The sequence below is a fragment of the Allobosea sp. P4_C6 genome (assembly GCF_056402015.1).
In genome coordinates this window covers 57068-77882 of the sequence record NZ_JBFUIF010000008.1, presented here as the reverse complement: position 1 = coordinate 77882, position 20815 = coordinate 57068, and the positions used below count along the sequence as shown (strand labels likewise).

Sequence of the window (20815 nt, the reverse complement as noted above, 5' to 3'; positions counted from 1 at the left end):
ATGACCCGCGTCTTCCGCTCCGTCTCGACCTATATCGCCCTGGCCATCGGCCTCGCCGGCCTCGCCGTGATCCTCTACGCATGGCGGCTGCCGCCTTTCGCCAGCGCCATCGAGACCACCGAGAACGCCTATGTGCGCGGTCAGGTCACGATCATCGCGCCGCAGCTCGCCGGCTATGTCGCAGAGGTGCCGGTGCAGGATTTCGCGACAGTGAAGCAGGGCGACCTGCTGCTGCGCATCGATGACCGCATCTTTGCGCAGAAGCTGGAGCAGGCCCGCGCCAGCCTCGCCGCCCAGCGCGCCGCACTCGCCAATTCCGAGCAATCCCGCGCTGCGGCCGAGGCGCGGCTGCGCGCCAGCGAGGCGAATGTCGCCAGCGCCGAGGCCGCGCTACGCACCGCCGAGGCGAATTGGGGCCGCATCGAGCCGCTGCGCGAGCGCGGCGTCGTCAGCCAGACCAGCACCGACCAGAGCCAACAGGCCCTCGACCAGGCCCGCGCCGCGATCGCCGCCACCAACGCCGCCGTCGACGTCGCCCGGCAGGACATCCAGACGGCGATCGTCAACCGCCAATCATTGGAGGCGGCGGTCCAGGGCGCCGAGGCCGCCGTCCATCTCGCCGAGATCGACCTGCAGAACACCCGCGTCACCGCCCCGCAGGACGGGCGCCTCGGCGAGGTCTCAGCCCGGCTCGGCCAATATGTCTCGGCCGGCACGCAGCTCATGTCGCTCGTGCCCGCGCAGATCTGGGTGATCGCCAATTTCAAGGAGACGCAGCTGCCGGGCATGCGCGTCGGCCAGCCGGTGAGCTTCACCGTCGATGCGCTGCGTCATGCCAGGCTGACCGGCAGGATCGAGCGCTTCTCGCCGGCGGCAGGCTCCGAGTTCAGCATCATCCGGGCCGACAACGCCACCGGCAACTTCATCAAGATCGCCCAGCGCGTGCCAGTCCGCATCGCCGTCGATCCGGGCCAGCCCCTGGCGGAGCAGCTGACGCCCGGCATGTCCGTCGTCGTCAGCGTCGATACCTCGCGGCGCTGAGCGCGGAGCCTCAGGCCAGCGTTGCAAGCCGCTCCAGCAGAAGCCGCGCATCATCAGCGTTCTGATAGAGGCCGAAGCCGAGGCGCAGCCGGTCGCCGCGCAGGTCGACGGTGATGCCTGCACGCGCCAGCCGCTCGTGCCAGAGCGGCGCATCGCCGTGGCGGAAGGTCAGGAAATTGCCGCGCGCCGGCTCGGAGAGCGGCAGGACGAGGTTCTCGGGCGCGAGCACGCCGCAGGGCCGGCGCTCCAGCCCCTCGACCACGATCGCCTGCAGGGCGTGCGCATGGGCATGGATCGCCGCCGCGTCGAGCCCTTCCGCGTCGAGCCAGTCGAACACCGCACCCATGCGATAGAGCCCCGAGGGATCGAAGGTGGCGCCCATGAAGCGCCAGCCGTTCTCGGCATAGCCGACGCCGCCCTGCGGCCCGGAAAGCGCGCCGAAGGAGGCATACCAGCCGGTGTCGCGCGGCCGCGTCGCGAAGCCGGGCGGGCAGTGCATGAAGCAGGCTCCCTCGCCCGCCATGGCGTATTTGTAGCCGCCGGCGATGTAGAAGGCCTTGTCGGCGATGGCCGAGAGATCGGTCGGCCGTGCCAGGAAGCCGTGATAGCCGTCGATGACGACGAGCCGGTCCGGCGCGCCGACCCCGGCGACCAGCCCTTCCAGATCGGTCAGCGCATAGCCGGAGTTGAACTGCACCTGGCTGACGAAGACCATGTCGGGATTGCCAGCCCTCGCCGCCGCGACGAGCCGCTCCGTCAGGCCGGCGAAGGGCTCGGCCGGCACGACGGTGAGCTCGATCAGCCCCTCCTCCGCCAGCCGCTCGATCTGCCGGCGGAATGAATGGAACTCGGCGTCGCTCGTCAGGATGCGCGGCCTGCGCTCGCGCGGCAGGCAGGAGAGCAGCCGGTTGACGAATTCATGGGTGTTGTTGGCGGGAACGAGCCCTTCGATGCCTGGCAGGTGGAGGCGTTTCGCCACGCCCTGCGCCACCTTCCGCCAGACCGGGCCAAGAACCTCCTCCCACTTGCCGTCGACGAGGCGGGCGGCATCGTCCCAGCAGCGCAAATGCGCCTCGCGGGTGACGTCGGGCCAAAAATGGTGGCTGTGAGCGGCGAAATGCAGCTCGTCCGGCCAGTTTCGGCGGAAATGCGAGAAGGCGGCAGTGAGGTCGAGGGGCGGCCGGCCGAGCGCCGCGGGAATATTCGTCGCCTGATCGGTCGCCATTGTCATGTCCCGTCAGCCTTGTTCGCGCGGCAAAATACTTTAAGCTTAAAATATATGGCGCCTTCCCTTCGTCAAGGCGCATGGCAAGCGAGGGCAGAGCGATGGGCACCGGCACAGGGGATCATCAGAGCCGCGTCGAACCGGGCATGCAGACCGACTTCAAGGAGCGCATGGACTACGCCTCCTATCTCGGCCTCGATCTCCTGCTCGCGGCGCAGAAGCCGCTGAGCGACGCGCCGGACGAACTGCTTTTCATCACCATCCATCAGATACAGGAACTCTGGCTGAAGCTGGCCGCGCATGAGCTCGACGGCGCCACCGCAGCGATCCGGGCCGACCAGCTGCAGCCGGCCTTCAAATCGCTGGCGCGGGTTTCACGCATCCAGTCCCAGCTCGTCAGCGCCTGGGACGTGCTCTCGACCATGACGCCGGCCGACTACCTCGCCTTCCGCGACGCGCTCGGCCAGTCGTCGGGCTTCCAGTCCTACCAGTACCGCGCGCTGGAGTTCCGCCTCGGCGCCAAGGACCCTCGCATGATGGCGATGCACCGGCACGATGCCGGGCACCATGCGCATCTGCAGGCGCTGCTGGAGGCGCCGAGCCTCTATGACGAAGCCCTGCGCCTGCTCGCCCGGCGCGGCCTGCCGATCCCGGCCGACTGCATCGAGCGCGACTGGAGCGTGCCGCATGTCGCGAGCGATGCCGTGAAGGCGGCATGGCTTACGATCTACCGGGACACGCCGCGCTACTTCGATCTCTACGAGCTCGCCGAGGAACTGGTCGACGTCGAGGACCAGTTCCAGCAATGGCGCTTCCGCCACATGAAGACGGTCGAGCGCATCATCGGCTTCAAGCCGGGCACCGGCGGCTCCAGCGGCGTGAAATTCCTGAGGACCGCCCTGGAGCGCTCCTTCTTCCCGGAACTCTGGCAGCTGCGCAGCGAGCTCTGACGCGGCCACTGCCAGCTCTCCGGCCGCCCCGGCGCCTCTGCGTCACATTGATGACATGGCTGCGATGGCGTCGATTGTCCGGCTTCATTGGAACTGCTACATAGTGCCCATGTCGCCGTGTGAGCATCAGTTCCAGCGCTTCTGCGCCGTGCAGGGAGAGGGCCATCTGCCGCCCCTGCCGACGACGCAGGATTTTGTCGCGCTGGATGATCATGCCCGCCTGCCGTGGCGCTTCTTCGGCCGCTTCACAGCCTCCATCGCCGCGGGCCTTACCAGCGCCTGAGACCGGCCGCTCTCGCGGCCGGCGACAGGCGCTTGACCCAACGCGTCGGAATGACCGGCGCGGCGATGCACCGAATTTCCAAGTCACAGTTTTAAAGACCGAGACCAAGCCATGACTGCGTCAACAGGCCCCCGCACGCTCTACGACAAGATTTTCGACGATCACGTCATCGACCGGCAGGATGACGGCACCTGCCTGCTCTACATCGACCGCCACCTCGTCCACGAGGTCACCAGCCCGCAGGCGTTCGAAGGCCTGCGCATGACCGGCCGCAAGGTCCGCAGCCCCGAAAAGACGCTTGCCGTCGTCGACCACAACATCCAGACGACCGACCGCTCCAAGGGCATCCAGGAAGAGGAAAGCCGCATCCAGGTCGAGGCGCTCGCGAAGAACGCCAGGGACTTCGGCGTCGAGTATTTCAACGAGCTCGACAAGCGCCAGGGCATCGTCCACATCGTCGGCCCCGAGCAGGGCTTCACCCTGCCCGGCACGACCATCGTCTGCGGCGACAGCCACACCTCGACGCATGGCGCCTTCGGCGCGCTCGCCCACGGCATCGGCACCTCCGAGGTCGAGCATGTGCTGGCCACGCAGACGCTGATCCAAAAGAAGGCGATGAACATGCTCGTCCAGGTGGACGGCACGCCTGCGCCCGGCGTCGGCGCCAAGGACATCACGCTCGCCATCATCGGTGAGATCGGCACGGCCGGCGGCACCGGCTCGGTGATCGAATATGCCGGCGAGGCCATCCGCGGCCTGTCGATGGAAGGCCGCATGACGGTCTGCAACATGTCGATCGAGGGCGGCGCGCGCGCCGGCATGGTCGCGCCGGACGAGAAGTCCTTCGCCTATCTCAAGGACCGCCCGAAGGCGCCGAAGGGCTCAGCCTGGGAGGCCGCCGTTCGCTATTGGGAGACGCTGTACACCGAGGACGGCGCGCATTTCGACCGCGTGGTCACGCTCGACGCCGCCAACCTGCCGCCCATCGTCTCCTGGGGCACCAGCCCGGAGGACGTCATCTCGGTCACCGGCGCCGTGCCCGATCCGGAGCTGATCGCCGACGAGGTCAAGCGTGCCTCGAAGAAGCGCGCGCTCGAATATATGGGCCTCTCCGCCGGCACGAAGATGACCGAGATCCCGCTCGACGTGATCTGGATCGGCTCCTGCACCAATGGTCGCATCGAGGATCTGCGCACGGTCGCCAAGATCGTCGAGGGCAAGAAGATCCATGAGAGCCTGGACTACGCCATGATCGTGCCGGGTTCGGGCCTGGTGAAGATCCAGGCGGAGCTGGAAGGCCTCGACAAGATCTTCCTCGCCGCCGGCTTCGAATGGCGCGAGCCGGGCTGCTCGATGTGCCTGGGCATGAACCCCGACCAGCTCAAGCCCGGCCAGCGCGCCGCCTCGACCTCGAACCGCAATTTCGAGGGCCGTCAGGGCTATCGCGGCCGCACGCATCTGGTCTCGCCGGCCATGGCGGCAGCGGCGGCCCTGACCGGCCATTTCATCGACGTCCGCACCCTGGGCTGAGCGGCAAACGCGGGGAGCCGATCATGACGAACGATCCCCGCGGAGCCTCTCGGGAGGCCGAGGCCAAGGCGGCGCTGGAGCGGGTCAAGCGCGACAGCGAAACCGTGCTCGGCTCCTCGATGAACCGGGCGGCACAGCATTTCTCGGGCGCCGACGCGCCCGATGGCGACAGAATCGAGCTCTGGGGCCGGCGCATCGGCCGCACGCTCTCGCTGCTGGGCGTCGTCGTGCTGGCCTGGTGGCTCGGCCATCAGCTGAAGGTTTGGTGAGACAGGTTATGGACGCCGTGGCGACGAGAAGCACGGAGATCGACTGGGACGGAGCCAAGGCGCCGTCGCAGGACGCGTTCGAGGTGCTGGCGCAAGCCGCCTTCGACCGCCTGCCGGAGGAGTTCCGCGCCTTGTGCTCGGACGTGATCTTCAACGTCACGGAGTTCCCGGAGGACGACGTGCTGAAGGAGTTGGAGGCGGAGAGCCCGTTCGACCTGCTCGGCCTGTTCAGCGGCGTCGGCCTGCCCCAGCAGGGCTTCGGCCCGCAGACGGGCCAGATGCCCAACACCATCCATCTCTATCGCAGGCCGATCCTCGACTACTGGGCCGAGCATGACGAGAGCCTCGGATCCATCGTCACCCATGTCATGGTCCATGAGATCGGCCACCATTTCGGCTTCTCCGACGAGGACATGGAAGCCATCGAAGCCGGAGCGCTGGACGATGCTGGATGATTTGATCCGCCATCTGCCCAATCTGGCGCTGGTCTATTCGGCCTTCTTCCTGGCGGTCGCCAGCCCCGGCCCGAGCAACCTCGCCGTGATGGCGACGTCGATGGAGCGCGGCCGCAGCGCCGGCGCCACCCTGGCGCTCGGCGTCACCGCCGGTTCCCTGACCTGGGGCGTTCTCGCCGCCATCGGCGTCACCGGCTTGGTCGTGGCGCATCCCGGCGCGCTCTACGCCATCAAGATCGTCGGCGGCGTCTACCTGCTGTTTCTGGCCTGGCGTTCGGCGCGATCGGCGTTGCGCGTCGACATGCCACCAGCAAGGGCCGCCGTTCCCGGGCATCGCGCCTTCCTGCGCGGCTATCTCATGCATCTCACCAATCCCAAGGCGATCCTGAGCTGGACGGCGATCATCGCGCTCGCCCTGCGGCCGGATACGCCGCCGGTCGTGCTCTACGCCATCATCGGCGGCTGCATGCTGATCTCGCTCGCGATCAACCAGTTCTACGCCGTGCTGTTTTCGACGGCCTCGATGATCGCGGGCTACCGCCGGATTCGTCGCCGGGCCGAAGCCTGCCTCGCCGCCTTCTTCACCTTCGCCAGCTTTAAGCTGCTGACCTCGCAGCTCTGAAACCCTCATCGTCATACCGGCAAGAACATCGCAAAAAGGCCCATCGGAGTTTCCGCCATGCAGCCCTTCACCACCCTGACCTCGACCCCCGCGCCCATGAAGGTGGTCAATGTCGACACCGACATGATCATCCCGAAGCAGTATCTGAAGACGATCAAGCGCACCGGCCTCGGCACCGCGCTGTTCTCGGAGATGCGCTACAAGGAGGACGGCTCGGAAAACCCCGATTTCGTGCTGAACCAGCCGGCCTATCGCAAGTCGCAGATCCTGGTCGCCGGCGACAATTTCGGCTGCGGCTCCTCGCGCGAGCACGCGCCCTGGGCCCTGCTCGACTTCGGCATCCGCTGCGTGATCTCCACGAGCTTCGCCGACATCTTCTACAACAACTGCTTCAAGAACGGCATTCTGCCGATCAAGGTCACGCCCGAGCAGCTCGACGCCCTCTTCGACGACGCCGAGCGCGGCTCCAACGCCACGCTGACCATCGACCTCGAGAAGCAGACGATCCAGGGGCCGGATGGGGGCACGATCACCTTCGAGCTCGACCCCTTCCGCAAGCACTGCCTGCTCAACGGCCTCGACGATATCGGCCTGACCATGGAAAAGAACGCGAAGATCGACGCGTTCGAGGACAAGCTGAAGCAGCGCGAATGGGCCTGACCGGGCTCCGCTGAGCCCAAGCGAAAGGCCGCCGCTTCCTGCGAAGCGGCGGCCCCTGCGAATGGTCGTCGCGATCGCCCGCCTCTACATCGCCGGTAGAGCGGCGACGTCTCGTACCGGCGCGCTGAGACCGGCGACCTTCCCGACCATCGTAGCCTTGCCCGTGGCGAGATCCACCTTGTGGAGTGCGCCATCCGCCAGCAGCCAGCCCGTATTCGCGCCGTCCGCCCCGGTCTCGATATCGAAGGCGATGGCCTTCGCCGTCACGCCGAGCTTGCCGACCGCGCCGAGCATGCCGTCATTCGGCGGCGCCTGCTTGATCAGCCCGCCGATCTTGCCGTCGATGTCGTAGAGCGCCGTCTCCTTGGCGCCCTTCATCGAGTTGGTATAGGCGCCGGCCACGATCATCGGCGCCTCGCCCTTGTGCATGTCGGTCTCGGCGAATTTCAGCTTGCCGTCGACGGTCGTCTTGCCGTCCTCGACATTGACGCGGAGATTGGTGCCGTCAGAGCCGATGACGCGCAGTCGGTCGGCGGCGGGGTTGAAATCGACGGTCGCCATGGCATCGGCGGCGAGCACGGTGTCCATCTTCGACTTCATCGTCGCCTTGCCGGCGGTATCGACCGTGTAGATCGTGCCGTCCGTCGCCAGCGCATAGAGCATGCCGTCGGCCGGGCGCACGTCGATGCCGGCGATCTTGCCGTCGATGCCGGTGACCTTCATCGACTTGCCGGCCTTCATCGTCGCCGTGTCGATCATGGTGAGGGTGTTGTCGCCGCTCAGCGCCGCAAGCGTTCCCGCCTGGGCCAGCCCGGCCAGCGAGCCGGCGCTCAGGATGGTCGTGGCCGTCAGCGCGATGCGCATTATCCTGGTCATGTCGTCGTCCTCCGCTTGTGTTTCGCGGCGCCGCCGGGCCTGTCGGAGGCTCGCGGCGCTCGGAGGGGTTAGACGCCAGGGGAGTGCCCGGATGCGCCGGGAAAAATAAAGAAAATCGCTGCATCCATGATCGTTTCCAGCGTGTAACCTTTCGCTGGACCGTGCCGAGGCGCGGCTGGCCGATCAGGGAGACGAGGATGGCGGGCGACGCCGCGCGACCGGAAATGACGATCGCGATCGAACAAGCGCTCCTCGCCTGCGCCGGCGGCGATAAATCGGCATTGAAGCGCATCTACGAGGCCGAGTCGCCGCGTATGGTCGGTGTGGCCCTGCGCATCCTGAAGCGCCGGGCGCTGGCGGAGGAAGCGGTGCAGGACAGTTTCATCCTGATCTGGCGATATGCGGCGCGGTTCGATCCGCAGCGCGGCAGCGGCCTGACCTGGATCTACGCCATCCTGCGCAACCGCTCGCTCTCGATCCTGCGCGATGAGAAGCGCACCGAAACGAGCGACAGCCCGCTGGCCGAGGACACCCCGAGCGAGGAGGACGATCCCGAAACCGTCATGGCCAAGCTCTCCGACGCAAAAGCCCTGCAGGGTTGCCTGGAGGCGCTGCCGGCCCAGCGACGCGGCATGGTGCTGCTCGCCTTCGTCCAGGGTCTGACCCATGGCGAGATCGCCGGGCGCCTGGGCATGCCGCTGGGCACGGTGAAGTCCTGGATCAGGCGCTCGCTGATCACGCTGAAGGAGTGCCTCGGATGAGCCCGGTCTCCGGCATGATCCCGACGCCTGAGGACCGCGACGCGCTCGCAGGCGAATATGTGCTCGGCCTGATCGAGGGCGTCGACCGCGAGCGCTTCGAGCAGCGCCTCGACAACGACAGCGACCTGTCCCTGGCCGTCGCACGCTGGCAGGCCCGCCTCGCGCCGATCGATGCCACTGCCCCGGCCATCCCGCCCTCGCCTGCCTTGTGGCCGGCCATCGAGGCAGCGATCGCCATGGCAGCGCAGCCCGGCCGTCGGCCGGCAGCCCAAACGCGCAGCCGCTTCGCCGGTTGGTGGGAAAGCTTGCCGGTCTGGCGCGGCGCAGCGCTGGCCGGCGCGTTCGCTACGCTCCTGCTTGCGGCGGGCCTGATCGGCGCGCTCGACCGGGCGCGGCGCCAGCCGGTCATGATCGCGGTGCTGCTCACGGACACGAGCGTGGCCGCCGCCGTGGTCAACACCTTCGCCGACGGTCGCGTCGAGATGGTGCCGCTACAGAACATCGCGGTTCCCGAAGGCAAGGCGCTCGAGATCTGGACGCTGTGGGATCGCGCGGTCGGCCCCCGCTCGGTCGGGCTCATCGATCGCGCCCGCAGCACGCCGCTGCGGCTGGATCAATTGCCTCTGGGTCGCGACCAGCTCTTCGAAATCACGCTGGAACCGTCGACAGGCTCGCCGACAGGCCGCCCGACAGGCCCCGTCATCGCGAAGGGTACGACGGCGCAGGCTTTGTGACGGATGAGTCGACGTTTGGAAGCGGCCATCCGGATGAAGGCTGCTGGCCCGAGTCGCGCCTCGAATATGTTTGCTTCCGGATGTCGCCGTCGTGCCTGCCGTGATGTGACAGCGAAACCCGGTGTGTCGATATGCCTTCGTAGATTGTCCCCAGGGACAGCTTTCAGCTTGAAGGTCGTACGAATAGTAGGCGAAAAGCCGAGCTGTCCGAAGAGGACGTCCGGCGCTGGTTCCGGAATGCAACAATGGAGTTCGCTGTGCTGAAACGATGTGTCACCGTGGTGTTCATCCTGCTCGGGCCGGTCGGTTGTGTCACGCAAGATACCGTTCCCAGCAAAAGAGCGGATGGGCCTGCCTACACGCAGCCTGGCGTTGGCGCGCCTGCTCGCCAGACCGACATGTTTGGGAATGCCTTTCGCTAGTCGAAGAGCGGCGAAGGCGACTGCGCAACTCTGATCCGTCAGGTGCGGCAGGCCGGCTTTCCAGGCGGCGCCATCACTCAGCGATCCGAACGAGGCGATTTGCGCTTATGCCGCGTACCCTTAGCCGCAAGCAGCGGCGTTCGCTTGGAGCCTGCTGCGTTTTCGTGGAAGCGCCGGTCATCCCGGACGGAGCGAAGCGCAGATCCGGGATCCATGCCCGACGATCCGTCCGACAGGCTCTGGCATGGATCCCGGGTCAAGCCCGGGATGACGGTGTGGTTCCGTACAAAATCAGCAAGCTTTAGAGCCAGTCCGCCAGCGCTTCCCACTCAAATAAGACGTCGCCCGAACGCGCTAAACCACCACCGTGATCGTCTCCGCCGCGCGTGTCAGTCCCGTATAGAGCCAGCGCGCCCGGTGCTCGCGGAAGGCGAAGCTCTCGTCGAAGAGCACGACGTCGTCCCATTGCGAGCCCTGCGATTTGTGCACCGTCAGCGCGTAGCCGAAGGTGAACTCGTCGGTGTGCTTGCGCAGCTCCCAGGGGATTTCCTCCTCGGTGCCGTCGAAGAAATTCGGCATCACCGACACCTTCACCGCCTTGGCGCCGGTGTCGTCCTCCGGCGTCACCCGCATGGTGACGAGCCCCTTCTTCGAGGTCTTGATCTCCTGCACGATCCAGGAGCCCCCATTGAGCAGCCCCTTGCTCTTGTCGTTGCGCAGGCAGACCAGCTTCTCGCCCGCGACCGGGCTGTTGTCGGTGCGGCCCATCAATTGGCGGATGCGGGCATTGTAGTTGCGCCGCGTCTTGTTCATGCCGACCAGCACCTGGTCGGCACCCATGACGATCTCGGGATTGATCTCGTCGCGCCGGATCACCCGGCTCGGGCCGTACTCGCCGAGTTCGAGCCGCCCGCCCTCGCGCACGATCATCGACATCCGCACGATCGGGTTGTCCGCCGCCTGGCGATGGACCTCCGTCAGCATCACGTCTGGCTCCTGCTCGGTGAAGAAGCCGCCGCCCTTCACCGGAGGGAGCTGGGCGGGATCTCCGAGCACCAGCACCGGCGTGCCGAAGGAGAGCAGGTCGCGCCCCAGATCCTCGTCGACCATGGAGCATTCGTCGATGATGATAAGCTTGGCCTTGGCGGCCGCGCTCTCGCGGTTGAGCACGAAGGTCGGGCTCTCCTCCTCGACGCCGCGCGAGCGGTAGATCAGCGAATGGATGGTCTGCGCGCCATCGCAGCCCTTGTTGCGCAAGACGAGCGCAGCCTTTCCGGTATAGGCGGCGAAGACGACCTCGCCGTCGACCGCCTCGGCGATATGGCGCGCCAGCGTGGTCTTGCCGGTGCCGGCATAGCCAAACATGCGGAAGAGCTGAGGCTCGCCGGCCTGCAGCCAGCGCGCAACGGCGGTCAATGCCGCATCCTGCTGAGGCGACCAGCTCATCGTAATGGGACCGTCGAAGAAGGCATGGCGCAGATGGGGCCGAGTCGCGCGCCGAAGGCAAGCGCGACGATGCGGAAACAGCTCAGGCCGCGCGCAGGCGCCGCACGAAGGCACCGGCCTCCACCTGCAGCGCATGAATCCGCCGGTCGAGCTTGCCGGCACTCGCGGCGCCCATATCGGCCTGCCCAACAGTCTGCAGATTGGCGGCCGCGATCTCGCTCATCGCGATCGCCGCCGTGGCGGTGACGTCGGAGATGCGCCCCACAGTCTCGCCGAGCGAACCCAGCAGTTCGACATGCGAATTCACCATCGTCGCGATCTCGGTTCCAGTCTGCTCGACGGCGGCAACGCTCGTTCCGATGGACGAGACGGCTCCCGCCGCATGGGAAAGGGCTTCCTCGGCCTGCGCGATACGACCCACGATCCGTGCAGCCGCCTCAGAGGCCTGGTTCGCCAGCGTCTTCACCTCGGCGGCGACCACGGCGAAGCCGCGGCCATGGGTGCCGGCCCGCGCCGCCTCGATCGTGGCGTTGAGCGCCAGCATGTTCGTCTGCCGCGCGACCGCCTCGATGATGCCGACGACATCGCGCATCTGGGCGGCATTCTCGGTCAGCCGCGTCACCAGCGCGTGGGTCCCGGCCGCTTCATGCGTCGCGGCGGTCGCCATCTCCGAAACCCGCCTCACCTCGGCATTGATCTGGCCGATGACATATTCCATGCGCAGCGCGGCCTCGCTGGAGCGACGCGCTTCGATGCCGGCTCCGTCGACGGAGCCCGCCGCGGTCTCCGTGCTCCTCGATACCTGATGGACCCGTACCGCCGCGTCCTGCAGCGCCATGCGCAGCACTTCGCTCTCCCTGCCGATCTCTCCGAGCAGGAGGCCGAGCCGCGCTTCGAACTCGTCGGCGATGCGGGCAAGCTCCGCGCTGCGCATCTGCTCATGGCGGCGCGCGTCGCCTGCTTCCGCCTCGCGCGTCACCAGCGTCGCCCGCACCTCGCTGAACTGGCGCACGATGCGGGCGAGCTGGCCGATTTCATCGGCCCGCCCGCGATAGGGCACCTCGATCACCTGATCCGATGCCGCGGCCTGCCCGATCGCCGTCATGAGGCTTCGCAGCGGCCGCGTCAGGTGGCTGCGCAGAAGCAGCAGCGCCGCCAGTCCACCGGCGAGTGGCAGCAGGCAGGCGAACAGGATGGTCCAGAGCCGGACATTGCCGGCGCGCTCCCCGGCACGGGCTGCCGTCTCGGCCGCACGGCGCGCAAGCTGGTCGCGCAGGGCCGATGTCGTGATGATGATCTGGTCGACATTGGTCCGTGCTTCATCGGCTCCCGCTTCGAGGAGGGCGGCCTTCGCCGAAACGCGGCGGCCGATATCGACGATGCCGCGCTGAAAGGCGATGAAGGTCCGGATCCGGGCGTCGAGCGTCGGGTTGGCCTCGCGTAAGGCGACAGGCAAGGAGGAGATCAGATGCGCGCGGGCCGCGTCGACCAGCTCGACGGCGCCGTCGAGCCGCTCCAGCATCGTCTCGACCTCCCGCTTGGGCATGTCGGCGTCGACACTGCTGGGCAGGGCTGCGGCTGCGACGCGGCTGGAAAGCAGCGAGGCGCTGCTGGCCAGTCCGATATCGGCGAAGGCGGCGGCATCGATGCGCCGGGCCTCGTCGAAACCCTGCAGCGCGCTGACGAGGCCAAGCGCCCCGGCGAGGCTCAGCAGCGCGAAGAATGCCATGATCTTCGCCGTCAAACCCAGTCGTCGCATGGTCGTCACCGTCTCGTAGCCACGGCCCGTTTCGCAGACGCGAACGAACGGGAGGTTAACAGCAGCTTCATATTACAACAAAATCAACAACTTAGCCGATTACATAAACTTGCACCTCCTGGCGCGGCGCCTGCTTTGTCAGCGGCGTTGCCCACGGACGAGAGGCAGCCTAGCTTCGCACGATGAGACCACGCGCGACCCGGATTCTCCTGCTCTGCCTCGGCTTGGCGCTCGCGGCCTATGCAGCCTTCGTCCTGTCGCCCTGGCCTTCGGCCCTGCTGACCCGAATGGCTTTCGCCTACGGTGCTTCGAGAACCAATGCGGCCCTGGCCAAGCACGTTCCGGCCTCGCTTCGCGAGCGACTCGATATTCCCTACGGCAAGGCCGAGGAGGCGCGGCTGGATGTCTACCTGCCGCAGGGCGGTGCCCAGCCCGGCCGTCCGACCATCGTCTGGGTACATGGCGGCGGCTTCGTCGGTGGCGACCGGAAGGATGTCGGACCTTACCTGAAGATCCTGGCCGGGCGCGGCTATCCGGCCGTTGCCGTGGGCTACACCCGCGCGCCGACCGCCCGCTACCCCGAGCCCGTGCTGCAGGTGAACGAAGCGCTCGGCTTCCTGCAGCGCGAGAGCCAGCGCCTCGGCCTCGATCCCTCGCGGATCGTGCTCGCCGGCGATTCCGCCGGCGCGCATATCGCGGCCCAGCTCGCCGCCGGCCTGACCGGAAAGGACTATGCCGAGCTGCTCGGCCTCAAGCCCACCGTCGGGCCCGCCACCCTGCGAGGCGTCGCGCTGTTCTGCGGGGCCTTCGACCCGACGGCGCTAGACTTGTCAGGGCCGTTCGGAAGCTTCATCCGCTCCGTACTCTTCGCCTATTTCGGGGTGTCGAACCCGCTGGAGAGCGACCGCATCACCGAAGCCGCGGTTCCGCGCTATGTGACGGAAACCTTCCCCCCGAGCTTCATCACGGTCGGCAATGGCGACCCGCTGGCGCCGCAATCGGTGGTGATGGCTCAGGCTCTGCAAGACCGCGGCGTCAAGGTCGACACGCTGTTCTTTCCGCCCGAGACCGAGCCGAAGCTGCCGCACGAATACCAGTTCGACCTCGACAGGCCCGAAGGACGGCAGGCGCTGGAGCAGCTGACGGGTTTTCTCGGCAGGCTGAGGAATTGAACTCCCGGATACGACAATCATGCACGTTACCGTGAACGGGGTTCGCCTCTACGTCGATACCGAGGGAGCTGGGCTGGTCCCGGACGGGCCTCGAATGCGCGAGACGCCGACACTCGTGCTGCTTCATGGCGGCCCGGGCGCTGACCATAGCCTCTACAAGCCCGCTTTCTCTGCTCTGCGCGACATCTGCCAGATCGTCTACTACGACCATCGCGGCTGCGGACGCAGCGAAGACGGACCACGAGACCTGTGGACGCTCGCCCAATGGGGTGACGACGTTAAGGCGCTTTGCGACGCGCTCGGCATCAACAAGCCGATCGTGCTCGGAACCTCCTTCGGCGGTTTCGTCGCCCAGGCTTATGCGACGCGCCATCCGGGCCATGCCGCAAAACTGATCCTCGTCAGCGCGGCGGCAAAGGTCGATTTTCAGCAGATCTATGCGGCCTTCGAACGGTTCGGAGGCGCGGAGGCGGCGGCTGCGGCGCGAGCCTATTGGTCAGCCCCGTCCGACGCGACCCGCGCGGCCTATCGAGAGGTCTGCGTCCCGCTCTACGCGCCTCGCAACCAGAGGCATGACGGGTTGTGGGTTGCCCGCGCCATCATGCGCAACGAAACTGGCGTCCACTTCAACGGTCCCCGCAACGAGCACGGCCGCTTCGACTTCAGGGATGCGCTCGCGCGCGTGTCCTGCCCGGTTCTCGTCATGGCCGGAGACAAGGACCCGATCACACCGATCGCCTTCAGCGAGCAGATCGCGGCAAGCCTCCCACCTGAACAAGTCCGCTTTCAGCGCTTCACCGATTGCGGCCACGGTATTCTCGCCGACGATCGGGATGGCGCCTTACAGGCGATCCGCGACTTCATCCTCGCATAGAGCGAAACCCGTTCTGCCTACAGTATCAGCCTGAGTAGCGGCCGCCCCGGCTTCTGCCGGGCCACCTCGACGAAGCCCGCGCGCAGGAACACGCTTTCCGGCCCGACATAGAGCCCCTCCGCGCTGCGCTTGTCCTGGTTATCCATGGCAGCCGCCTCGATCAGCCGCGCGCCGCTGTCCCTCGCGAACGCAACGGCTCCATCAACCAGCGCGCCGGTGACGCCCTTGCCGCGAAATCCCCTGCGCACGAAGAAGCAGGAAGCCGCCCAATTGCTGATGTCCTCGGCCGCCGCGTCCGGCAGCGGCGTCGAGGCGCGGCGCGGATTGTTCCATTCAGGGATATGCGCCCGCGGGCCAATCTGCAGCCAGCCCACGGCCTTGTCCTCCGCATAGGCCAGCACGCCCGGCGGCGGCCCGTCCCGCACCCGCTCCTCGAACAGCCGGCGCGCTCCCTCGCCGAGCAGAGGCTTGCGCAGGCGCTGCGGCATGCGGAAATGGTTGCACCAGCAGCCATAGCAGGGGCCCTGCGGGCCGAAGAGGTCCTCCAGATCGCCCCAGCGCTCCGGCGTCAACGGCCGCACGGCAAAGCTGGCATCACCCATCGCGAACCTCTCGTTTCGGCGACTGCGAAGGGACTGGACACCCGTTCGGCATCGGCAGATCACTAGGCGATACACCCGGAGGCCCGCGCCATGTCGCTCGAAGTCTATGCCGCCTATCTGCTCGCCTGCATCGTCATCATCATCGTTCCCGGTCCGACGGTCACGCTGATCATCGCCAACAGCCTGAAGCACGGTACCCGCGCTGGCCTCCTCAACGTGGCAGGAACCCAGGCCGGCCTCGCGATCATGGTCGTCGTCGCCGGCATCGGCCTCAGCTCCGTCATCGCAGCGCTCGGTCACTGGTTCGAGTGGCTGCGGCTGGCGGGCGCCGCCTACCTGATCTGGCTGGGCTGGAAGATGTTCCGTTCAGCCGGCGCAGACCTCGACGGCAGCGCCCCGACCAAGGCGCCGCGCGGCGGCTTCTTCCTGCAGGGCGCGCTGGTGGCGCTCAGCAACCCCAAGACGCTGCTGTTCTTCGGTGCCTTCTTCCCGCAGTTCCTCGACCCGGCGCGCGACCACGTAACCCAGATCGCGATCATGGGCGCGACCGCGCTGGCCTTCGCCGCGCTCAGCGACAGCGCCTATGCCGTGCTGTCCGGCCGCGCCGGCCATCTGCTCTCGCAGCGGCGCGTCCGGCTTCTGTCGAAGTTCAGCGGCGGCCTGTTGGTCGGCGGCGGCCTCTGGCTCGCCTCGACGCGGGCGAGTTGAGCAGACGCCGCCCTTACCAGGCGATCTTTTCGCCCGTGTAGTCGCGGAAGCTGTTGGTCTCGGCCATGCCGGAGGCGTCGATGGTGAGGATCAGCCCGCCTGCGCTTTCGGCAGGGGTGATGTCGGCCCCGCCGCCGCCCATGTCGGTCTGGACCCAGCCCGGATGGAACAGCAGCACGCTGACATTGCGCTCGCGCACCGCGTTGCCGAACACGACCATCGCCATGTTCACCGCAGCTTTCGACGAGCGATAGATCAGCGCATTGCCGGGATTGGCGGCGATCGAGCCCATGCGGCTGGAGATCGTCGCGATCTTGCGCGCCTGCCCGGCCTCTATATTGGGTAGGAAGGCCTGCGCCACCCGCACCGGCGCATAGACATTGACCTCGAAGACCTCGCGCCATTCGTCGAAATCGACATCGAGCCCGCTCTGCCGGTCGCGCGGGCCGTAGAGGCCGGCATTGTTGAGGAGAACATCCACCGGGCGCCCCGCCAGCGCGTTCTTGGCGGCCGCCACGCTCTTGTCGGAGGTGACATCGAGTTCGAGCGGCGTCAGCGCCCCGGCATGTTCGGCTGCGAGATCGCCCAGCGCCCCGCCCCGGGGGTTGCGCGCCGCGGCGACGACATGGTCGCCTCGCCGCAGCAATGCGTTGGTGAGCGCGAGCCCGATGCCGCGATTGGCACCGGTGATCATCCAGGTCTGGGGCATGTCCGTCTCCATGGTCGAGAGACGGAGCTAAGCCTCAACCCTCGGCTTTTCCATAGCCCCCGGCCGTCGGCGTGATCACCGTCACCGCTTCCCCGGCCTGCAGCAGCGTCTGGTCGGACGGCTTCAGCTCCTCGATCGCGCCGGAAAGCCTGCGCACCAGCGTCTTGCCGAGCTGGCCGGGCTCGCCGCCCTTCACGCCGAAGGGCCTCACCTTCCGGTGCGAGGCGAGGATCGCGCAATCCATCGTCTTGAGAAAACGGATGGTGCGGCTGGTGCCGTCGCCCGCCGTCCATTCGCCCTTGCCGCCGGAACCGGCGCGGATGTGGAAATCCTCCAGCACGACGGGGAAGCGCGTCTCCAGTATCTCCGGATCGGTGAGCCGCGAATTGGTCATGTGGACATGCACGCCCGACGTGCCGTTGAAGCCCGGCCCCGCCGGCGAGCCCGAGCAGATCGTCTCGTAATACTGATACTGGTCGTTGCCGAAGGTGAGGTTGTTCATCGTGCCCTGCGAGCAGGACATCGCCTGGAGCGCCCCGAACAGCGTGTTCGTCACCGCCTGCGACACCTCGACATTGCCCGCGACGACGGCCGCCGGATAGCGCGGTGCCAGCATCGAGCCCTCCGGCACGACGATTTTGATCGGCCTGAGGCAGCCGGCGTTCATAGGGATGGCATCGTCGACCATGACGCGGAAGACATAGAGCACGGCGGCGCGGGTGACGGGCGCCGGCGCGTTGAAATTGTCCGGCCGCTGCTCGGAGGTGCCGGTGAAATCGACCGTTGCCTCGCGCTTCTCGCGGTCGATGGTGATCTTCACCTTGATCGCGCAGCCCTGGTCCATCGGGTAGGTGAATTCGGAATCGTGCAGCTTGGTCAAAAGCCGCGCCACGCTCTCGGCCGCATTGTCCTGCACGTGGCCCATATAGGCCTGCACGACATCGAGGCCGAAGGAGCCGATCATCTTCTTCAGCTCCGCCACGCCCTTCTCGTTGGCGGCGATCTGCGCCTTCAGGTCGTTGACGTTCTGCACGACGTTGCGCACCGGATAGCGCGCCCCGGTCAGGAGCTTGACGAGGTCTTCCTCGCAGAAGCGGCCCTGATCGACGATCTTGAAGTTGTCGATATAGACGCCCTCTTCCTCGATGTTCGTCGCCAGCGGCGACATCGAGCCCGGCGCCGTGCCGCCGACATCGGCATGGTGGCCGCGGCTCGCCACCCAGAACAGGATGTCCCTGTCCTCGGCATCGAAGACCGGCGTGCAGACCGTGATATCCGGCAGATGCGTGCCGCCATTATAGGGCGCGTTGAGGCAATAGACGTCGCCCGGCTTGATGACCGGATTGTTGGCGATCACCGTCTCGACCGAACGATCCATCGAGCCGAGATGCACCGGCATGTGCGGCGCATTGGCGACGAGCGCGCTGGTCTGGTCGAACACTGCGCAGGAGAAGTCGAGCCGCTCCTTGATGTTCACGGAATAGGCGGTGTTCTGCAGCGTCACGCCCATCTGCTCGGCGATCGACATGAACAGGTTGTTGAAGATCTCGAGCATCACCGGATCGGCCTTGGTGCCGATCGCCGCCAGCTGCACCAACGCCTTGCTACGCACGAGGACGAGATGGTCCTTGGCCGTGAGTTTGGCGCTCCAGCCATCCTCGACGACGACGGTCTGGTTGGGTTCGATGATGATTGCCGGCCCCGCGACGCTCTGGCCGGGCCTGATCGCTTCGCGCCGGACGATGGCGGCATCGTGCCATTCGCCCTTGGAGAACAGCCGCGTGCGCTCGGCGATCGCCGGCTCGCCAGCCTCTTCCGCGACTGAGGCCTCCTCGAACTTGGCGCCGCCACCGACCGCCTCGACCTCGACCGCTTCGACGACCAGCGCCTTGGTCTCGTCCATGAAGCCGAAGCGCGCCTTGTGCGCAGTCTGGAAGGCCTCCTGCATCGCAGCCCGTGTCCCAGCCGGGACCGCGATCGCGGTGTCGGTGCCGGCGTAACGGATATGGGCTCTGGTATGGATGGCGATGTCGCCCGCGGCCACACCCTGCCCCGCGACCTCCGAACGGGTCTCGGCAGCGAGCTTCCCGGCCACGGCCTCGATCGCTGCTTTCGCCTCGCCATCGAGCGGGACATCCAGCGCCGCCGTCCGCGTCGAGCGGATTTCGGCGAGGCCCATGCCATAGGCCGAGAGCAGCCCGGAGAAGGGATGCAGCAGCACCGTCTTGATGCCGAGCGCATCGGCGACGAGGCAGGCATGCTGCCCGCCGGCACCGCCGAAGGAATTCAGCGCATAGCGGGTGATGTCGTAGCCGCGCTGGACCGAGATCTTCTTGATCGCCTCGGCCATGTTGGCGACCGCGATCTGGATGAAGCCGTCCGCGACCTCCTCGGCCGAGCGGCCGTCACCGACCTCCGCCGCAAGCGTCGCAAACTTGGCCCGCACCGTCTCGACGTCGAGCGGCGCATCCTGCTTCGGCCCGAAGATCGCCGGGAAATAGGACGGGATCAGCTTGCCGACCATGACGTTGGCGTCGGTCACCGCGAGCGGCCCGCCGCGGCGATAGGCGGCCGGACCGGGATTGGCGCCGGCCGAATCCGGGCCGACGCGGAAGCGCGCGCCGTCATAGTGGAGAATGGAGCCGCCGCCGGCCGCGACCGTATGGATCAGCATCATCGGCGCGCGCATGCGCACGCCGGCGACCTCGGTCTCGAAGGCGCGCTCATACTCGCCGTCGAAATGCGCGACGTCGGTCGAGGTCCCTCCCATATCGAAGCCGATCACCTCGGCGAAGCCGGCCGAGCGGCCGGTCTCGGCAAGACCGACGACGCCGCCGGCAGGGCCCGACAGGATCGCATCCTTGCCCTGGAACAGCTCGGCGGCGGTGAGACCGCCCGAGGACATCATGAACATCAGTCGCGCGCCGGTGCGGGCGACATCGAGTTCCTCCGAAACCTGCTGCACATAGCGGCCAAGGATCGGCGAGAGATAGGCATCGACCACGGCGGTGTCGCCACGCCCGACCAGCTTGATCAGCGGCGAGACCTCATGGCTGACGGACACCTGCGGAAAGCCGATCTCGCGGGCGATGCGCGCCGCCGCCTGCTCATGCGCCGCATAGCGATAGCCGTGCATGAAGACGATGGCGACGGCGCGAAAACCGGCATCGTACTGCGCCTGCAGCGCCGCGCGGACCGTCGCCTCGTCAAGCGCGTGCTCGATCGTGCCGTCGGCGAGCACACGCTCCTCGACTTCCAGCACGTCTTCATAGAGCTGCTCCGGCTTGACGATCTCCTTGGCGAAGATGTCGGGCCGCGCCTGGTAGCCGATGCGCAGCGCGTCGCGGAAACCCTTGGTGGTGACGAGCAGCGTGCGGTCGCCCTTGCGCTCCAGCAGCGCATTGGTGGCGACGGTCGTGCCCATCCTGACCTCGCCGACCGCACCGGCAGGGATCGCCTCGCCCGCCTTCAGACCGAGCAGGTCGCGGATTCCCTGAACGGCCGCGTCGCGATAAGCGCCGGGATTTTCGGAGAGCAGCTTCCTGGCATGGAGATTGCCAGCCGGATCACGTCCGATCACGTCGGTGAAGGTGCCGCCGCGATCGATCCAGAAGTCCCAACACGCCGCCGACATCAGACGTTCTCCCCACCGTCATGCCAGCGACGGATCACGCTGACGTTTTATCGATAAATCGTCGATGAGTTATTGACAAGACA

Annotated in this window: 19 protein-coding genes and 1 pseudogene; 13 read left to right on the top strand and 7 right to left on the bottom strand. The window is 67.0% G+C overall.

Annotation, left to right across the window (positions count from 1 at the left end; translation table 11 throughout):
* A pseudogene (locus AC1DVA_RS08075) lies at positions 1-1106 on the top strand (HlyD family secretion protein).
* Here the strand turns inward: AC1DVA_RS08075 and AC1DVA_RS08070 are convergent.
* Complete coding sequence (locus AC1DVA_RS08070; protein ID WP_265054301.1) at positions 1052-2266, bottom strand: cysteine desulfurase; 1215 nt, start codon at positions 2264-2266, stop codon at positions 1052-1054. The pseudogene AC1DVA_RS08075 and the gene AC1DVA_RS08070 overlap by 55 nt on opposite strands.
* A gap of 101 nt (positions 2267-2367) precedes the next feature.
* On the opposite strand from AC1DVA_RS08070, the gene kynA reads away from it, so the two are divergent.
* The 7 genes from kynA to leuD all read left to right on the top strand — a co-directional run bounded on the left by kynA (position 2368) and on the right by leuD (position 7035).
* Positions 2368-3216: a tryptophan 2,3-dioxygenase gene (kynA, locus tag AC1DVA_RS08065; RefSeq protein ID WP_476805574.1), complete on the top strand. Its 849-nt coding sequence runs from the start codon at positions 2368-2370 to the stop codon at positions 3214-3216.
* 64 nt (positions 3217-3280) lie between these two features.
* A complete protein-coding gene (locus AC1DVA_RS08060) occupies positions 3281-3499 on the top strand; it encodes a hypothetical protein (RefSeq protein WP_265054303.1) in 219 nt (72 codons plus the stop codon).
* A gap of 111 nt (positions 3500-3610) precedes the next feature.
* Positions 3611-5029, top strand: a complete 1419-nt coding sequence (leuC, locus tag AC1DVA_RS08055) for a 3-isopropylmalate dehydratase large subunit (protein ID WP_265054304.1) — start codon at positions 3611-3613, stop codon at positions 5027-5029.
* A 23-nt stretch (positions 5030-5052) separates the two neighbouring features.
* Positions 5053-5298, top strand: coding sequence for a hypothetical protein (locus AC1DVA_RS08050; RefSeq protein WP_265054305.1), 246 nt, complete (start codon positions 5053-5055; stop codon positions 5296-5298).
* Between the two features lie 17 nt (positions 5299-5315).
* A complete protein-coding gene (locus AC1DVA_RS08045) occupies positions 5316-5753 on the top strand; it encodes a metallopeptidase family protein (protein ID WP_476805573.1) in 438 nt (145 codons plus the stop codon).
* Positions 5743-6375, top strand: coding sequence for a LysE family translocator (locus tag AC1DVA_RS08040; RefSeq protein ID WP_265054306.1), 633 nt, complete (start codon positions 5743-5745; stop codon positions 6373-6375). Before AC1DVA_RS08045 ends, AC1DVA_RS08040 begins: the two co-directional genes overlap by 11 nt.
* Positions 6376-6432: 57 nt before the next feature.
* Entirely contained in the window at positions 6433-7035 is a 603-nt protein-coding gene (gene leuD, locus AC1DVA_RS08035; protein ID WP_265054307.1) for a 3-isopropylmalate dehydratase small subunit, read from the top strand.
* 84 nt (positions 7036-7119) lie between these two features.
* Here leuD and AC1DVA_RS08030 read toward each other — a convergent pair whose 3' ends face one another.
* Positions 7120-7911: a DUF4394 domain-containing protein gene (locus AC1DVA_RS08030; protein ID WP_265054308.1), complete on the bottom strand. Its 792-nt coding sequence runs from the start codon at positions 7909-7911 to the stop codon at positions 7120-7122.
* 197 nt (positions 7912-8108) lie between these two features.
* Between AC1DVA_RS08030 and AC1DVA_RS08025 the strand changes: the two genes are divergently transcribed.
* Together AC1DVA_RS08025 and AC1DVA_RS08020 are read left to right on the top strand one after the other, a co-directional pair.
* A complete protein-coding gene (locus AC1DVA_RS08025; RefSeq protein WP_265054309.1) occupies positions 8109-8672 on the top strand; it encodes a sigma-70 family RNA polymerase sigma factor in 564 nt (187 codons plus the stop codon).
* On the top strand, positions 8669-9406 hold the full coding sequence (locus AC1DVA_RS08020) for an anti-sigma factor (RefSeq protein ID WP_476805572.1): 738 nt from the start codon (positions 8669-8671) through the stop codon (positions 9404-9406). Before AC1DVA_RS08025 ends, AC1DVA_RS08020 begins: the two co-directional genes overlap by 4 nt.
* 776 nt (positions 9407-10182) lie before the next feature.
* On the opposite strand, the gene AC1DVA_RS08015 is transcribed toward AC1DVA_RS08020, so the two are convergent.
* The gene (locus AC1DVA_RS08015) at positions 10183-11274 is read right to left on the bottom strand and encodes an ATP-dependent DNA helicase (protein WP_265054311.1); all 1092 of its coding nucleotides are present in this window, start codon (positions 11272-11274) and stop codon (positions 10183-10185) included.
* Positions 11275-11356: 82 nt separating this feature from the next.
* Positions 11357-13003 carry a methyl-accepting chemotaxis protein gene (locus AC1DVA_RS08010; RefSeq protein ID WP_476805571.1) on the bottom strand — a complete coding sequence of 549 codons (1647 nt, stop codon included), beginning with the start codon at positions 13001-13003 and terminating at the stop codon, positions 11357-11359.
* Between the two features lie 212 nt (positions 13004-13215).
* Between AC1DVA_RS08010 and AC1DVA_RS08005 the strand changes: the two genes are divergently transcribed.
* The gene (locus AC1DVA_RS08005) at positions 13216-14205 is read left to right on the top strand and encodes an alpha/beta hydrolase (RefSeq protein WP_265054313.1); all 990 of its coding nucleotides are present in this window, start codon (positions 13216-13218) and stop codon (positions 14203-14205) included.
* A 19-nt stretch (positions 14206-14224) separates the two neighbouring features.
* Positions 14225-15079 (top strand): alpha/beta fold hydrolase, encoded by an 855-nt coding sequence (locus AC1DVA_RS08000; RefSeq protein WP_265054314.1) that lies wholly within the window; start codon positions 14225-14227, stop codon positions 15077-15079.
* 17 nt (positions 15080-15096) lie between these two features.
* Here AC1DVA_RS08000 and AC1DVA_RS07995 read toward each other — a convergent pair whose 3' ends face one another.
* Complete coding sequence (locus tag AC1DVA_RS07995) at positions 15097-15681, bottom strand: GNAT family N-acetyltransferase (protein ID WP_265054315.1); 585 nt, start codon at positions 15679-15681, stop codon at positions 15097-15099.
* Between the two features lie 90 nt (positions 15682-15771).
* Between AC1DVA_RS07995 and AC1DVA_RS07990 the strand changes: the two genes are divergently transcribed.
* On the top strand, positions 15772-16389 hold the full coding sequence (locus tag AC1DVA_RS07990) for a LysE family translocator (RefSeq protein ID WP_265054316.1): 618 nt from the start codon (positions 15772-15774) through the stop codon (positions 16387-16389).
* A gap of 13 nt (positions 16390-16402) precedes the next feature.
* Here AC1DVA_RS07990 and AC1DVA_RS07985 read toward each other — a convergent pair whose 3' ends face one another.
* Together AC1DVA_RS07985 and AC1DVA_RS07980 are read right to left on the bottom strand one after the other, a co-directional pair.
* Positions 16403-17098, bottom strand: a complete 696-nt coding sequence (locus tag AC1DVA_RS07985) for an SDR family oxidoreductase (RefSeq protein ID WP_476805570.1) — start codon at positions 17096-17098, stop codon at positions 16403-16405.
* Positions 17099-17132: 34 nt separating this feature from the next.
* Positions 17133-20732, bottom strand: a complete 3600-nt coding sequence (locus AC1DVA_RS07980) for a hydantoinase B/oxoprolinase family protein (protein ID WP_265054318.1) — start codon at positions 20730-20732, stop codon at positions 17133-17135.
* Positions 20733-20815: the final 83 nt, after the last annotated feature.